This is a genomic window from Streptomyces sp. HUAS 31 (assembly GCF_028198125.1).
Taxonomy (GTDB): domain Bacteria; phylum Actinomycetota; class Actinomycetes; order Streptomycetales; family Streptomycetaceae; genus Streptomyces; species Streptomyces chartreusis.
This window is the reverse complement of record NZ_CP116353.1, coordinates 8,749,031-8,766,599: the sequence shown is the minus strand read 5'-3', so window position 1 is coordinate 8,766,599 and position 17,569 is coordinate 8,749,031. Positions and strand designations below refer to the sequence as shown.

The window sequence follows — 17,569 nt, the reverse complement described above, 5'->3', positions numbered from 1 at the left end:
CGTACGGTGCGCTCATCGATGCCTCTGTCAGTCTCGTGGGTCGGAGTCGAAGCCGAAGTCGTCGTCGGCCGAGGGGCCCGCCGCGTCGGTCGGGTCGGTGATGTCGCCGAGTGCGAGGTTCACGAGGTCGTCGACGGCGAGGTCGGCGATGGTGGTGTCGTCGTCCGGCGTGCTGTCGGACCAGGCCGCGCCCTCTTCCTCGGCGCGCCGTTCCGCGTCCTCGGCTTCCGTGAGCAGGGTGCGCAGGCCGGGCAGGAGGCCGGCGTCGCGCAGTCGGCTGAGCGGGGCGGCGGCGAGGATGCGGCGCAGGCGGGCCTCGTCGAGGTCCGTCAGGTCCGTGAGGTCCTGCGCGGAGGTGTCCGCGGTGTCGTCGGGGAAGAGTTCGGTGTGGAGGTGGCGGCCGAGGGCGGCCGGGGTGGGGTGGTCGAAGACGAGGGTGGTCGCGAGCCGGAGTCCGGTCGCGGCCATCAGCTGGTTGCGCAGGTCGACTGCGGTGAGGGAGTCGAAGCCGAAGTCCTTGAAGGCACGGTCGGCGTCGATCGCGGCGGAGGTCTCGTGGCCGAGCACCGCGGCGACGCGGGACTGAACGAAGTCGCCCAGGGCGCGCTCCCGTTCGCCGGACGGCAGGGCTCGCAGCCGTGCGAGGAGTTCGCCGGCCTCGGCGCCCGGCGTACCGGCGCCGTTGCGGGAAGCAGCGGTCGCGTCGGGCAGGTCGGCGAGCAGGGCGCTGGGCCGTGCGAGGGCGAAGGCGGTCGCGAAGCGGTCCCAGGAGACGTCCACCACGGAGGTGCAGGGGCGGTCGTCGGCGAGCACCTGGTCGAGTGCGGCGAGCGCGCGCTCGGGCGGCAGCGGGCGCAGTCCGGAGCGGCGGATACGTTCCTCGGCGGCCCGGTCCGCTGCCATGCCGTCCCCTGCCCAGGGCCCCCAGGCGACGGACGTGGCCGGCAGACCGGCGGCACGGCGGTACTGGGCGAGCGCGTCGAGGTGGGCGTTGGCGGCGGCGTAGGCGGCCTGGCCGGCGTTGCCGAGGACGCCGGTCACGGAGGCGAACAGCACGAAGAGTCCGAGGTCGCGGTCGGCGGTCAGTTCGTGCAGCAGGTCGGCCGCGCGGGCCTTGGCGGCGAGGGCGTCGGCGAGGTGGCGTGAGGTGAGGTCGGCGAGGACGCCGTTGGACGGGATGCCGGCCGCGTGCATGACGCCGGTGAGCGGGGCGTCCTCGGGGATCCCGTCGATCAGCGCACGGACCTCGTCCCGGTCGGTGAGATCGCAGGCGGCCAGGGTGACACGGGCGCCGAACCCGGCTAGTTCGTCGCGCAGTTCGGTGGCGCCGGGGGCGTCCGCGCCGCGTCGGGAGGCGAGCAGCAGATGCCGGGCGCCTCGCCGGGCGAGCCGTCGGGCGAGGTGCCGGCCGAGGGCGCCGGTGCCGCCGGTGATCAGTACGGTGCCGCCCAGGCCGTCCACCGGTGGCTCGTCGGGGTGAACGCCGCCGGGGGCGTCGTCCCGTACGAAGCGCGCGGCGAAGACTCCGCCCGCGCGGACGGCGAGCTGGTCCTCGGACCAGGTGGCGGAGCGGCCGTGGGCGAGGAGCTGGGCGAGCCGGGCCAGGTCGCGGTGTCCGGGCCGGACCGGAAGGTCGGTCAACCCTCCCCAGATGTCGGGGTGTTCGAGGGCGAGGCTGCGGCCGAGGCCCCACATCTGTGCCTGGGCGGGATGGCGGAGCGGGTCCCCGGTGCCGACGGACACCGCGGACCGGGTCACGCACCACAGCGGCGCACCCGTCCCACCGGCCGCGTCGGCCCACACCTGGGCGAGCAGAAGGGTCAGAGCGGTCGCGGCGGGCGGCTGTCCATCGGGCGTGGCTCGGTGCCCGTCGGCTGTGGCTTCGGCGTGCTGCCCGTCGGCCATGGCTCGATGCCCGTCAGCCGTTGCTTCGGCTTGCCGCCCGTCAGCCGTGGCTCCGCCCTGCTGCTCATCCACCCACGCAAGGAGCGACACCGCACCGTCCGGGGCGAGTTCACGCACCCTGGTGGCGAGTGCCGGGCGGCTGTCGTGGCTGCCGATGGTCAGTACGGTGACCCGGGCACCGGCGTCCCGCAGGGCTCGCGCGCACCGCTCGACGAAGCCGTCCTGGTCGGCCGTGACCTGTTCGGGGGCGACGACCAGCCAGTTCCCGGTGAGCGTGGCGGCCGGTACGCCGACCGGCTTCCAGGTGACGGTGTAGCGCCAGTCGGCGAGTTCGGACGCTTCGCTCTGCCGCCTGCGCCAGTCGGACAGCACCGGCAGCAGGGAGCCGAGGGACGCGTCGGCACCGACGCCGAGCCGCTCGGCGAGCGCGGCCGGGTCTCCGTCGTCGACGAGGTTCCAGAACCCGGCGTCGGCTTCGTGCCGCCGTGCGGCGACCGGCCGTTGTGCCCGGCGGTCACGCAGCCAGTAGCGGCGCCGCTGGAAGGCGTACGTGGGCAGCTCGACGCGTGCGGCGGCCCCGATGTCGGTGGGGTCGGCGGCTGCCGTGACGGCGGCCCAGTCGGTCCGCATGCCGTGGACGAAGAGCTCGGCCACGGCCGTCAGCAGCGTCTCGGCCTCGGGGCGCCCGGCCCGCAGTGCAGCGGCCGCGGTGCAGCGTCCGTCGGAAGCCGAACGGGCGAGCGCGGTGAGGACGGGGTCCGGGCCGAGTTCCAGGAGCCTGGTCGCGCCGAGGTCGCCCGTGGCGGTGGTGAGGGCGTCGTGGAAGCGCACGGGGCGGCGGACCTGGTCCACCCAGTAGGCGGCGGACGCCCACTGCGTGGTGACGGACTCGCCGGTGGCGGTGCTCACGGCCGGGGTCGTCGGGCGCCGGTAGGTGATCGTGCCGGCGACGGTGGCGAAGTCGGCGAGCATCGGGTCCATCAGCGGTGAGTGGAAGGCGTGGCTGACCCGCAGCCGGGACACCCTGCGTCCCTGCCCGCGCGCCACGTCCATCGCCTCGACGACCAGTTCCTCGTCACCGGAAACCACCACGGACGAGGGCCCGTTGACGACGGCGACGGCGATCTGGCCGCTGCCGGTCAGTTCCTTCAGCAGCTCGGTCACCTCGGCCTCGCCGCCCTCCACCGCGGCCATCGCGCCGCCCTCGGGCAGCGCCTGCATCAGCCGGGCCCGCGCGGCCACCAGCCGTACCGCGTCGGGGAGTTCGAAGACCCCGGCGGCGTACGCGGCGGCCAGCTCGCCCACCGAGTGGCCGAGCACGAGGTCGGGGCGGACGCCCCAGGACCTGAGGAGTTCGACGAGGGCGACTTGCAGGGCGAAGAGGGCCGACTGCGCGTATCCGGTGGCGTTCAGCGGGTTCGCGTCGTCCTGTCGGTCGCCCGGTTCGGCGAGCAGCATCTCGCGCAGCGGGTGGGCGAATCCGCCCTCGTCTCCTCCCAGTTCGGCTTCCAGCAGCTCGCACACGGCGTCCAGGGCCTGCGCGAACACCGGGTAGGCGGCGTGCAGTTCCCGCCCCGTGCCGGGCCGTTGGCTGCCCTGCCCGGTGAACATCCATGCCGTACGGCCGTCGCCGACCGTGCCGCTGACGACCGTGGCGGAGCCGGGCGCGGGGGCGCCGTCGGCCGCCAACGCGTCCAGCCCGGCGCACAGTTGGCCGAGGCCGGAGCCGAGTACGACGGCACGGTGGTCGAGCACGGCACGGCTCGTCGCCAGCGCGTGCGCCACGTCGCGGGGGTGCGCGGGCTCGTCCGGGCCGGTGAGGAAGCCCGTCAGCCGGGCCGCCTGGGCGCGGGTCGCCCGGTCGGTACGGCCGGACACCACCCAGGGCACGAGCGGCGCACCGGAGTCCGCGCCCTCCACTCCCCGCGTGCCACCCGGCTCGTACCCGCTCACGCGCTCGCCGTCCGGGGCCTCTTCCAGGATGACGTGGGCGTTCGTACCGCTGATTCCGAACGAGGACACGCCGGCCCGGCGCGGGTGCCCGGCGGCCTCCCAGTCCCGGGGCTCGGTGAGCAGCCGTACCGCTCCGGACCCCCACTCGATGTGCTCGGAGGGCCGGTCGACGTGCAGGGTGCGGGGCAGATGGCGGCGCTGGAGCGCCATGACCATCTTGATGACGCTCGCCGCGGCGGCGCCCGCCTGCGCGTGCCCGATGTTCGACTTGATGGAGCCGAGCCACAGCGGCTCGTCGTCGGTGCGCGACTGGCCGTACGTCGCGAGCAGGGCGTGTGCCTCGATCGGGTCGCCGAGCCGGGTGCCGGTGCCGTGCGCCTCGACCACGTCGACCTCGGCGGGCGAGACGCGCGCCGCCTTCAGCGCCTGGCGGATGACACGCTGCTGGGACGGACCGTTCGGCGCGGTCAGCCCATTGGACGCACCGTCCTGATTGACGGCACTGCCCCGCACCACCGCCAGCACCGGATGGTTGTTGCGGCGGGCATCGGACAGCCGCTCCAAAACGAGCATGCCCCCGCCCTCGCTCCAGCCGGTCCCGTCCGCACTGTCGGCGAAGGACTTGCAGCGCCCGTCCCCGGCAAGGCCGCCCTGCCGCGCGAACTCCAGGAACATGCCCGGCGTCGCCATCACGGTGGCACCGCCGGCCAGAGCCATGTCGCACTCGCCGGCCCGCAGCGCCTGGGCGGCCAGATGCAGGGCGACGAGCGCGGACGAGCAGGCGGTGTCCACGGACACGGCCGGGCCCTCCAGCCCGAACACGTACGACAGACGTCCCGACGCCACGCTCGGCGTACTGCCGGTCAGCAGATAGCCGTCCGTCTCCGGGTCGGCGTCGTCGTCCTCCTGCCCGCTGGCGTACCCGTTCGCGGAAACACCCGCGTACACGCCGGTCGACGATCCCTGGAGGGACAGCGGGTCGATGCCGGCGCGCTCCAGGGCCTCCCACGCCGTCTCCAGCAGCAGCCGCTGCTGCGGATCCATGGCGACGGCCTCGCGCGGCGAGATCCCGAACAGCTCGGCGTCGAACTCCGTCGCACCGTCGACGAATCCGCCGACCGCCGCGAGGCCCTCCAGCGCCTTCATGTTCCAGCCACGGTCGAGGGGGAACGGCGTGATGCCGTCGCCGCCGTCCGCCACCAGCGACCACAGTGCCTCCGGCGAGTCGACGCCGCCGGGGTAGCGGCACCCCATGCCGATGACGGCGATGGGCTCGTCGGCAGGTACGGCGGCGTACTTCTCCGTCGGGTCGTCGGCCGGCGCGCCGACCAGTTGCTGCCGCAGGGACGCGGCCAGCGCGGCCGGCGTCGGGTGGTCGAAGATGACGGTCACCGGGAGGGTGACGCCGGTGGCGGAGCCGAGTCGGTTGCGCAGCTCGACTGCGGTCAGCGAGTCGAACCCGAGGTCCTTGAAGGCGCGGGACGCGTCGACCGACCCCGCGGACGCATGCCCGAGCACCGCCGCCACCTGAGCCTGCACCAGGTCGAGCAGTTCGCGCTCCTGCTCCTCCACGGACAGCGACCGCAGCCGACCGGCCAGGGCACCCCCGGCCGCGCTCAACCCGGCGGCACGGCGTCGCCGGTCGGCGGCCGGCACAAGCCCATGCAGGATGCCGGGCAGGCTGTCCCGTACGGCTGCCAGGGCGGACGTACGCAGGGCGACGGGAACGACGTTCGGCTCGTCCACGACGAGCGCCGCGTCGAGGAGGGCCAGCCCTTCGCCGGTCTCCAGCGCCGGGAAACCCTGCCGCGCGAGCCGCTCCGACTCCGGCCCGCCGAGGGAGCCGCCCATACCGGCCCGCCACATGCCCCAGGCCAGCGATACCGCAGGCAGTCCCTGGGCGCGGCGGATGGTGGCGAGGGCGTCGAGGATGTTGTTCGCAGCGGAGTAGGCGGCCTGCCCGGCATTGCCCACGACACCCGCGAAGGAAGAGAAGAGCACAAAAGCCGACAGGTCACGATCGACCGTCAACTCATGCAGATGCAGCGCCGAATCGACCTTCGCCGCCATGACACCGGCCAGCCGCTCAGGCGTCAGATCGGCGACAAGACCGTCGTCCAGTACGCCCGCCGCATGCACCACAGCGGACAACTCGACGCCGTCCAGTACGGCAGCCAGTGCGGCGCGGTCGGAGGCGTCACACGCACACACCTCCACCCGAGCACCCAACTCCCCAAGCGCCGCCGCGAGTTCGCGGGCCCCCGGAGCCTCGGGCCCACTCCGGGAGACGAGCAGCAAGTCCCGAACCCCATGCTCGGTGACCAGGTGCCGCGCGACCTCCGCGCCCAGCCCACCGGTCCCGCCGGTGATCAGCACCGTGCCCTCGCCACCCCACGGTGACGGCACCGAGATGACGACCTTCCCGACATGCTTGGCCTGCCCCAGCAGACGCAGCGCCTCCGGTGCGCGCGAGATCGGATAGGCGGTGACCGGGGCGGGCCGCAGGGCGCCGTCCTCGAACAGGTTCAGCAGGGCGGCGAACATCTCGGCGATCCGGTCGGGGCCGGCGTCGATGAGGTCGAAGGCGGTGTAGTCGATGCCGTGCTCGGCCCGTACCTCCTCGGCATCGCGGATGTCGGTCTTGCCCATCTCGACGAACCGGCCACCGGCCCGCACCAACCGAAGCGACGCGTCCACGAACTCACCGGCAAGGGAGTCCAGCACGACATCGACACCCGGCTGGAACCGCTGCTCGAACTCGGTGGTCCGGGAGGAGGCGATCCGCTCGTCCGGGACCCCGAGGCCGCGCACGACCGGCCACTTCGGCTCGCTCGCCGTCGCATACACCTCGGCCCCGAGGTGGCGGGCGAGCTGCACGGCCGCCGTGCCGACACCTCCGGCGGCGGAGTGGACCAGCACCGACTCCCCCGCCTCAAGGCCGGCCAGGTCCACCAAGGCGTAGTAGGCGGTCAGGAACACGATCGGCACGGACGCCGCCTGCTCGAACGACCATCCCTCCGGGATCCGGGTCAGCAGTCGGCCGTCGGTCACGGCCGTCGGTGCGAACGCCCCGTCCAGCAGGCCCATCACCCGGTCCCCGACGACCAGGTCGGTAACCCCGGCGCCGGTCTCGACGACCACGCCGGCACCTTCGTGCCCGAGCCGGCCGGCGTCGCCCGGATACATGCCTAGAACGTTCAGTACGTCACGGAAGTTGACGCCCGCGGCCCGTACCCCGACCCGAACCTCGCCGGGGCCGAGGGCACGCGGCTCCTCGGGAACGAGCGCGACCCCGTCCAGCCGTCCCTGAGCCACCACGTCCATCCGCCAACCGGCGCCCACACCCACCGGCGGCACCAGCACCCCGCCCGACGTCACGCGCACCATTCGCGGCGCCCAGAGCTGACCGGCACGGACGGCGACCTGCTGGTCGTCGACGAGGGCGGCGGCGCGGCGGTACGAGGCCGGGTCGTCGTCGACGTCCACAAGGGCGAAGCGGCCCGGGTGCTCGTTCATGGCGGAGCGCACCAGTCCCCAGACTCCGGCGCCTCCGGCATCGGGGGTCTCGCCGTCCCGCACGGCCACGGCTCCGTTGGTCACGACCACGAGGCGGGCACCGGCGAAACGCTCGTCCGCCACCCATTCGCGGACGGCGGCCAGGACCTCGGTCACCGCGACCGTGCCCGCCCCACCGCGGACCGGGAGCAGGGCGGTGCCGGTGACGGACGCGTCGCCATCACCGCCGTACGGCACGAGGGCCAGTCCCGCTTCGTTCCAGGGCTCGGCGTCGTCCGGCATGCGCAGGACCGGCACCCGCCCGGCGGCGGCAACGGGCTCGGCGTCGGCCGGAGTCCACTCCACCCGGTAGAGGTGCTCGGCCTTCGTGGCGGCGGCACCGGCGGCGAACTGGGCGGGCGACGCCGGGCGCAGCAGCAGTGACTCGACGGCGGCGACGGGAGCGCCGGTGGCGTCGGCGACGTGCAGGGCGTAGGTGCCGGAGCCGCGCGGGACGATCCGGACGCGGACGATGCCGGCGCCGACGGCGTGGCAGGACACGCCCGTCCAGGCGAACGGCAGCAGCGCGCCCTGCTGTTCGTCGGCGCGCAGGGCAAGGGCGTGCAGCACCGAGTCCAGCAGGGCGGGGTGCAGGGCGAAGGCGTTCGCCTCGGGGTCCGGGCCTTCGGGCAGCGCGGCCTCGACGTACAGCTCCTCGCCCCGGGCCCAGACCTGCCGCAGGCCACGGAAGGCGCTGCCGTAACGCAGCCCGGTCTCGGCCAGCCTGTCGTACAGCCCGGTCGTGTCGATCCGTTGGGCGTCGGCGGGAGGCCAGGTCCACAGCTCGACGGACCCGGCCGGTACCTTGCCGTCGCTGACCGTTCCCTCGGCGTGCAGGGTCCAGATGGAGTCGTCGTCCTGGGCACGGTCGGCGCGGCCGTACAGGCGGAGTGGGCGCGCGCCCGTGCCGGCTGGGGCGTCGAGGGCGATCTGGATCTGGATCGAGCCCTGCTCGGGGAGGATCAGCGGGGCCTGGAGGGTGAGTTCGTCGACGCGGTCACAGCCCACACGGTCGGCCGCCGCCAGGGCGAGTTCGACCAGTGCCGTGCCCGGTACGACGACCGTCCCGCCCACGACGTGGTCCGCGAGCCAAGGCGCGACGGCCGTCGACAGCCTCGCGGTGAACAGCACGGCGTCCGATCCGGCGACCGGGACGGCCGCGCCGAGCAGCGGGTGGTCGGCGGCCCTGAGCCCCAGGCCGCGCGCGTCGGCGGCCGAGCCCGCGTCACGCAGCCAGTACCGCTCGCGCTGGAACGCGTACGTCGGCAGCGCCGTCCGTGCGGCACCGCTGCCCTCGAACACGGCCGGCCAGTGGACGGCGGTGCCCCGGACGTACAGCTCGGCGACGGCACGCAGGGCTGCCTCCGCCTCCGGCAGGTTCCTGCGCAGCGCGGAGAGCGCGAACGCCGGTTCCACCATGGCGGACAGGACGGGATCGGGGCCGACTTCGAGGAACCGTACGGCGCCGAGTTCGTCCGCGGCCGTGCGCGCCGCGTCGTGGAAGCGGACGGCCTCTCGTACCTGCCGCACCCAGTAGTCGGGGGTGGTCCAGTCGCCGTCGCCGAGCGTGGCGCCGGTCAGGGTGCTGACGCCGGGCAGCGACGGCCGGTGGTAGGTGATCTGCTCGGCGACGGTGGTGAACTCGTCGAGCATCGGCTCCATGAGCGGTGAGTGGAAGGCGTGCGAGACACGGAGACGGGTGACCCGGCGCCCGCGTTCACGAACCGCCGCCATGACCCGCTCGACACCCTCCTCGGTGCCGGAGACGACCACGGCGGTGGGTCCGTTGACGGCGGCGATCGTCACGTCGGCGGTGAGCAGCTCGGCGACCTCCGCCTCGTCGGCCTCGACGGCGGCCATCGCGCCGCCCTCGGGAAGGGCCTGCATCAGACGGGCGCGAGCCGCCACCAGCCGCACGGCATCCGGCAGTTCGAAGACACCGGCCGTGTACGCGGCGGCGTACTCGCCGATGGAGTGACCCAGCACCAGATCGGGGCGCAGACCCCAGGAGCCGAGGAGAGCCGCGAGCGCGGTCTCGACTGCGAAAAGGGCTGCTTGTGCGTAGCCGGTGCGGTCGAGTAGAGCGGCGGCCTCTGAGTCCTCGTCCGCGAACAGCACCTCACGCAACGGCAGCGGGAAACCGTCCACACCCGACAGATGGGCCTCCAGCAGCGCCGCCGTCTCGTCAAAGGCACGGGCGAACTGCGGGTGGGCGGCGTGCAGTTCGCGTCCCATGCCGAGACGCTGGCTGCCCTGACCGGTGAACATCCAGGCGGTACGGCCCTCCGTGACGACGCCGGTCACGGCGGGCATGCCGAGCCCCGACCGCAGCTCGTCGGCGTCCCGGCCCAGCACGACGGCCCTGTGGTCCAGCGCCGCGCGGGACGTGGCCAGGGACAGTCCGATGTCGAGCGGCGAGAGCTCGGGCCGCTCGGCGAGGAAGGTGGCGAGCCTGTCCGACTGGGCGTCCATGGCCTGCCGGCTACGACCGGACAGCGCCCAGGGGACGACCGGCACCGGGGTCGGGGACTCCGGCCGGCGAGGGGACCCCACGATCGGAGCTTCTTCAAGGATGACGTGGGCGTTGGTCCCGCTGATGCCGAAGGAGGAGACGCCTGCCCGACGCGGACGCTCGCCGGGCGGCCAGGCCCGCTCCTCCGTCAGCAGCTCCACCGCACCCGCCGACCAGTCCACATGGGACGACGGCTCGTCGACGTGCAGTGTGCGCGGCAGGGTCTGCTCCCGCAGCGCCATGACCATCTTGACGACACTCGCGACACCGGCAGCCGCCTGGGCGTGCCCGATGTTCGACTTGATCGAGCCGAGCCAGAGGGGTTCGTCATCGGCATGCGCCTGGCCGTAGGTCGCCAGGAGGGCCTGAGCCTCGATCGGGTCACCGAGCCGGGTACCGGTGCCGTGCGCCTCGACGGCGTCGACCTCGGAGGCGTCGACTCCCGCGGCGGCCAATGCCTGCCGGATCACCCGCTGCTGCGAGGGTCCGTTCGGCGCGGTCAGCCCATTCGACGCACCGTCCTGATTGACCGCGCTGCCCCGCACCACCGCCAGCACCGGATGGTTGTTGCGGCGGGCATCGGACAGGCGCTCCAGGACGAGGATGCCGCCGCCCTCGGCCCAACCCGTCCCATCAGCCCCATCGGCGAACGACTTGCACCGACCGTCTTCCGCCAAGCCACCTTGCCGGGCGAACTCCAGGAAGATGCCCGGCGTCGCCATGACCGTGGCGCCACCGGCCAGGGCGAGGTCACACTCGCCCGACCGCAGTGCCTGGCAGGCCAGATGCAGAGCCACCAGGGCCGACGAGCAGGCGGTGTCCACCGACACCGCGGGCCCCTCCAGCCCGAACACATACGACAGCCGTCCCGACGCCACACTCGGCGTACTGCCGGTCAGCAGATACCCGCCGGTCTCGCCCTGCGGGCTCTGCATGTTCCCGCCGTAGCCACTCCCGGAGACGCCGGCGTAGACGCCGGTCGCGGTGCCCCGCAGCGACGACGGATCGATCCCCGCGTCCTCCAACGCCTCCCACGCCGTCTCCAACAGCAACCGCTGCTGCGGATCCATCGCCAGCGCCTCACGCGGCGAGATCCCGAACAACTCCGCGTCGAAGAACGCCGCACCATCGAGGAAACCACCGACCGCGGCCAGGCCCTCCAACAGGGCCGGGTCCCAACCACGATCCGTCGGCAGCGACGACAGCCCGTCCCTGCCCTCCGCGACCAGATCCCACAACCCCCCAGCGGAATCCGCCCCACCCGGGAAACGGCAGCCCATGCCCACGATCGCCACCGGCTCATCGACAGCCGTGCGTGTGCGGCCGGCGCCCGTCACGGTGTCGTCCGTGGTGTCCGCCGCGCCCAGCAGCTGGGCCTTGAGGAAGCCGGCGAGAGCGGAGGGCGTCGGGTGGTCGAAGACGAGGGTGGCGGGGAGGGTGACGCCGGTCGCGGAACCGAGTCGGTTGCGCAGGTCGACCGCGGTCAGGGAGTCGAACCCGAGGTCCTTGAAGGCGCGGGAGGTGTCGATCGACCCCGCCGACGCATGGCCGAGCACCGCGGCGACCTGTGCCTGCACGAGGTCCAGCAACTGTCGTTCCTGCTCGGCCGGCTGGAGCCCGGCCAACTTCCGGGCCAGCCCGGAGGCAGCCGCAGCACCCACCTGGCCGACGGCACGACGCCGACGGTCGGCGGGCACGAGCCCTTGCAGGATGCCGGGGAGGCTGTCGCGCACGGCTGCGAGGGCGGGCGTACGCAGGGCTACGGGGACGGCGACCGGTTCGTTCACGAGCAGCGCGGCATCGAGGAGGGCGAGCCCCTCACTCGTCTCCAGCGCCGGGAAGCCCTGGCGCGCCATACGCTCCAGCTCGGCCTCACCAAGAGTGCCGCCCATACCATCGGCGTTCGCCCACATGCCCCACGCCAGCGAAACAGCAGGCAGACCCTGAGCCCTGCGGACCAGGGCCAGGGCATCCAGCACATTGTTCGCCGCCGAATACGCCGCCTGACCGGCGTTGCCGACGACTCCGGCGAACGACGAGAACAGCACGAACGCCGACAGCTCACGATCAGCCGTCAACTCATGCAAATACAGGGCCGATTCAGCCTTCGCGGCCACCACACGACCCACACGCTCGGCCGACAGATCACCGATCAGGCCGTCATCGAGCACACCCGCCGCATGCACCACACCCGACAGGTCAACCCCGTCGAGGACACCTGCGAGCGCATCGCGATCGGTCACATCACATGCGCGTACCGTGGCACTGGCGCCCAACTGCTCCAGCTCGGCCACGAGTTCACCAGCACCGGGCGCTGCGGAACCGCGCCGCGACACCAGCAGCAGATCCCGTACACCGTGCACAGCGGCCAGATGCCGGGCGACTTCCGCACCCAGCCCACCCGTCCCGCCGGTGATCAGCACCGTGCCCTCGCCGCCCCACGGCGACGGCACCCGCAGCACGACCTTCCCGACATGCTTGGCCTGCCCGAGCAGGCGTAGTGCCTCCGGTGCGCGGGAGAGGTCGTACGAGGTCACCGTCACCGGCCGCAGCGCGCCCTGCTCGAACAGTTCCAGCAGCGCGGTCCACATCTCGGCGATGCGATCGGGGCCGGCGTCCATCAGGTCGAACGAGCTGTACGACACCCCGTGTTCGGCCCGCACCTCGCCGGCGTCGCGGACGTCGGTCTTGCCCATCTCCACGAACCGGCCACCGGGCCGCACCAACCGAAGCGACGCGTCCACGAACTCACCGGCAAGCGAGTCCAGGACGACATCGACACCCGGCCGGAACCGCTCCTCGAAGTCCGTGGTCCGGGACGAGGCGATCCGCTCCTCCGGGACCCCCAACCCGCGTACCACCGGCCACTTCGGCTCACTCGCCGTCCCGTACACCTCGCCGCCGAGGTGCTGGGCCAGCTGAACCGCAGCCATACCCACGCCACCCGCCGCGGAGTGGATCAGTACCGACTCCCCGGTCTGAAGCTCGGCGAGGTCCACCAGGGCGTAGTAGGCGGTCAGGAACACGATCGGGACGGACGCCGCCTGCTCGAAGGACCACCCGGCCGGTAGCCGCGTGACCAGCCTGGCATCGGTGGTGGCCACCGGTCCGAAGGCCCCGTCCAGCAGGCCCATGACCCGGTCGCCGACGGCGAGTCCGGTCACGTCGGGTGCCACCTCGATGACGACGCCGGCGCCCTCGTGCCCGAGCCGCCCCGCATCACCCGGATACATGCCGAGGACATTCAGGACGTCACGGAAGTTCACGCCCGCCGCCCGCACCAAGACCCGCACCTCACCGCTTCGCAGCGCACGCGGCTCCTCCGGCACCAGCGCCACACCATCCAGCCGCCCCTGAGCGACCACGTCCATCCGCCAACCGGCACCCACGCCCACCGGCGGCACGAGCACCCCGCCCGACGCCATCCGCACCATGCGAGGCACCCACACCTGGCCGTCCCGGAGGGCGACTTGGTCCGTGTCGTCCTCGATGTGGAGGGCCGAACTCGGCCCGTCGGTGTCGACGAGGGCGAAGCGGCCCGGGTGCTCGTTCATGGCGGAGCGGAGCAGACCCCAGACTCCGGCTGCGGACGGGATGGGCGTCTCGTCCGGGGTCAGGGCGACGCCGCCCGAGGTGAGGACGACCAGGCGGGAGTCCGCGAACCTCGGTTCGGAGAGCCAGCGTTGGACCACCGCGAGGGTCTCGGTGAGGACGTCCGCGACCGGGCCGTCGGCGATGGGCAGCAGTACCCGGGGCGGGGCGGGGGCGCCCGCTTCGAGGGTGGTGAGCAGTGTGTCCAGGTCCGGGTGGGTCGGGGCGGCGTCGGGAGCGTGCAGCCGCGGGACATCCCCGGCATCACCTATGACGACGATGTCGGTCATCCGGTGCTCGGTGGGCGGCGCGGTGACGGGTGTCCACTCCACCCGGTACAGGTGCTCGGGGCCCTGGGGGGTTCGCCGGGCGGCGAGTTCCGTGGTGGAGACGGGGCGCAGCAGGAGGGAGTCGACGGTGGCGACCGGGTCGCCGGTCGTGTCGGCGATCCGCAGGCCGATCTCGCCCTCGCCGCGTATGCGGAGCCGGGCCCGGACCGAGGTGGCGCCGACGGCCGTGAGTGTGACGCCGGACCACAGGAACGGCAGGAGTGCGGTCCGGTCGTCGCCGCCGCGCAGGGCGAGGGCGTGGAGGACGGTGTCCAGGAGGGCGGGATGGAGGCCGAAGGAGCCGGCGTCGTCGGCGAGGGGTTCGGGGAGGGTGGCCTCGACGTACCAGTCGTCGGCGTCGCGCCAGACGCGGGTGATGCCGCGGAAGGCGGGACCGTACAGGAGGCCGACGTCGGTGAGGCGGTCGTAGAGCCCTGTGAGGTCGGCGGGTTCGGCGTCGGCGGGCGGCCAGGCGCGCAGATTCCAGGCGGCGTCGGTCGTGGCGCGGGCGCCGTCGCCGACCGTGCCGGTGGCGTGCAGGGTCCAGGCCTGTTCGACTTCGGCGTCGTCGGCGCGGGAGTAGACGCGTACGGCGCGGCGGCCGTCATCGGTGGCGGCGTCGATGCCGATCTGCACCTGGGCGGCGCCCTGCTCGGGGAGGATCAGCGGGGCCTGGAGGGTGAGTTCGTCGAGGTGGTCGCAGTCGACGCGCAGGCCTGCCTGGACGGCGAGTTCCACGAGGGCGGTGCCGGGGACGACGGCGAGTCCGCCGACGAGGTGGTCGGCCAGCCAGGGTGTGGTGGCGACGGACAGACGGGCGGTGAGCAGGACGTTGTCGGAGCCGGCCACGGCGACCGCGGCTCCCAGCAGCGGGTGCCCGGCGACTCCGAGGCCGAGGCCGCGGGCGTCGGTGGTGGGCCGGGTGGCGTCGAGCCAGTAGCGGTGCCGCTGGAAGGCGTAGGTGGGCAGGTCGGTGCGGCGGGCGCCGGTGCCGTGGAACACCGCGGCCCAGTCGGCGGCGGCACCCCGTACGAACATCTCGGCGAGCGCGGTCAGCACCGAGCCGCACTCGTCGCGGCCCTCGCGCAGGGTGGCCACGGCGGTGGTGTCGGGGTCGGCGGCCTGGACCAGGCCGGTGAGGACGGGGTCGGCGCCGATCTCGAGGAAGCGGGTGACGCCGAGTTCGGTGGTGGCGGTGCGGACGGCGGAGTGGAAGCGTACGGCGTCTCGCACCTGCCGTACCCAGTAGTCGGGGCTCGCCCAGTCGTCGCCGTCCAAGGTGCGTCCGGTGAGGGTGCTGACGGCGGGGACGACGGGCCGGCGGTGGCCGATGCCGGCGACGATCCCGGCGAACTCGTCCGTCATGGGGGCCATGAGCGGGGAGTGGAAGGCGTGGCTGACGCGAAGGCGGGTGACGCGCAGGTCGCGTTCGCGGGCCGCTTCCATGACCTGCTCGACGGCCTGTTCGGTGCCGGAGACGACGACCGCGCGCGGGCCGTTGACGGCCGCGATGACGGCGCCCTGGGCAAGGAGTGCGGTGGCCTCGGTCTCGTCGGCCTCGATCGCGGCCATGGCGCCGCCGTCCGGGAGCGCCTGCATCAGCCGGGCGCGGGCCGCCACCAGCCGTACGGCGTCGGGGAGTTCGATGGCTCCGGCGGCGTGGGCTGCGACGATCTCGCCGATCGAGTGGCCGATGACGACGTCGGGTTCGGCGCCCCAGCCGCGCAGCAGGGCGACGAGGGCGGCCTCGACGGCGAAGATTGCCGTCTGGGCGTAGCCGGTGCGGTCGAGGAGCGCGGCCTCGGGTGTGCCCGGTTCGGCGAAGCAGATCTCGCGCACGGATGTGTCGAAGCCGGGGGCTCCGGCGAGCTCGGCGTCCAGCAGTGTGCAGATCTCGTCGAAGGCGCGGGCGTAGACGGGGTGGGCGGCATACAGTTCGCGGCCCATGCCGGGGCGCTGGCTGCCCTGCCCGGTGAACAACCAGGCGGTACGGCCCTCGGTGACCGTGCCCTTGACGGTGGTGGCGGTGCCCGTGATGCCGGTGACGGCGTCGAGGGCCGTGCGCAGGGTGTCGCGGTCGGGGCCGAGGACGACGGCGCGGTGGTCGAGGACGGCTCGGCCGGTGGCCAGGCTGTGGCCGATGTCGAGGGGTGAGGCGTCGGTGTCGGTGACGTGGGCGGCGAGGCGTTCGGCCGCCGCTTCGAGGGCGGGTGCGCTGCGGGCGGTCAGGACCCAGGGCACGTGCGGGAGAGTGTGGAGCGGTTCCTGGGCGGTGCCGTGGGCCGGGAGTTCCGATTCAGAAGTGGGAGTCGATGCCGCCTCGGGGGTGGCTTCCTCCAGAACCACATGGGCGTTGGTGCCGCTGATACCGAAGGACGAGACGCCGGCCCGACGCGGACGGCCGGTGTCAGGCCAGGGGCGCGCTTCGGCAAGAAGGCGCACAGCGCCAACCGACCAGTCCACATGGGACGACGGCTCATCGACATGCAGCGTGGACGGGAGATGGCGGGCGCGCAGTGCCATGACCATCTTGATGACGCCGGCGACGCCGGCCGCGGCCTGGGTGTGCCCGATGTTGGACTTCACTGAGCCGAGCCAGACGGGGTTCGTCCCGTCCCGTCCCTTGCCGTACGTGGCGAGCAGGGCCTGCGCCTCGATGGGGTCGCCGAGCCGGGTTCCGGTGCCGTGTGCCTCGACGGCGTCGACGTCGGCCGGCGTGAGGCGGGCGCTCGCGAGGGCCTGGCGGATGACGCGCTGCTGGGCGGGTCCGTTGGGCGCGCTGAGGCCGTTGGAGGCGCCGTCCTGGTTGACGGCGGAGCCCCGGATCACGGCGAGGACGGGATGGCCGAGGCGCCGTGCGTCGGAGAGGCGCTCCAGGACGAGGACGCCGGCGCCCTCCGCCCATCCGGTGCCGTCGGCGTCGTCGGCGAACGCCTTGCAGCGGCCGTCGCCGGACAGCCCGCCCTGCCGGGAGAACTCCACGAACGTCGTCGGCGCCGCCATCACCGTCACACCGCCCGCGAGCGCCGTCGCGCACTCGCCGGACCGCAGTGACTGGCAGGCCAGGTGCAGGGCGACGAGGGAGGAGGAGCAGGCGGTGTCGATGGTGACGGCCGGTCCCTCGAAGCCGAAGACGTAGGCGATACGTCCGGAGAACACGCTGCCCGCGTTGCCGTTGGCGAGGAACCCGGCGATGTCCTTCGGCACTTCCTGGAGCCGGGAGGCGTAGTCGTGGTACATGAGCCCGGCGAACACACCGGTCGCCGTGCCGCGCAGGGACAGCGGGTCGATGCCGGCGCGCTCCAGGGCCTCCCACGACGTCTCCAGCAGCAGCCGCTGCTGCGGGTCCATCGCGAGGGCCTCGCGGGGGCTGATGCCGAACACCTCCGCGTCGAACTCGGCGGCCTCGTGCAGGAAGCCGCCCTTCCGGGTGGCCGAGGTGCCGGCCGCCCGCTCCGCGTCGGTCGCGAACAGGGCGTCGAGGTCCCAGCCGCGATCGGTGGGGAACGACGTGATGCCGTCCCCGCCACCGCTCACCAGCCCCCACAGGTCCTCCGGCGAGGCGACTGCGCCGGGGTAGCGGCAGCCCATGCCGACGATCGCGATCGGCTCGTGGTCCTTCGCCTCGGCCTCACGCAGACGAAGGTGGGCGTCCTGCGCGTCGGCGATCGCACGCTTGAGGTATTCGCGGAGCTTTTCCTCGTTCGCCATCTGTTCCTTGTCC

1 protein-coding gene is annotated in these 17,569 nt (G+C 73.3%); it reads right to left on the bottom strand.

The annotated features are described in order from the left end of the window. Positions 1 to 27 precede the first annotated feature (27 nt). The gene (locus PGH47_RS38115; RefSeq protein ID WP_271667230.1) at positions 28 to 17,556 is read right to left on the bottom strand and encodes a type I polyketide synthase; all 17,529 of its coding nucleotides are present in this window, start codon (positions 17,554 to 17,556) and stop codon (positions 28 to 30) included. Between the last annotated feature and the right edge of the window lie 13 nt (positions 17,557 to 17,569).

What these genes read in the sequence shown, in the direction of transcription:
- PGH47_RS38115 (WP_271667230.1), bottom strand. Translation starts at nt 17,556, where the DNA reads ATGGCGAACGAGGAAAAGCTCCGCGAATACCTCAAGCGTGCGATCGCC.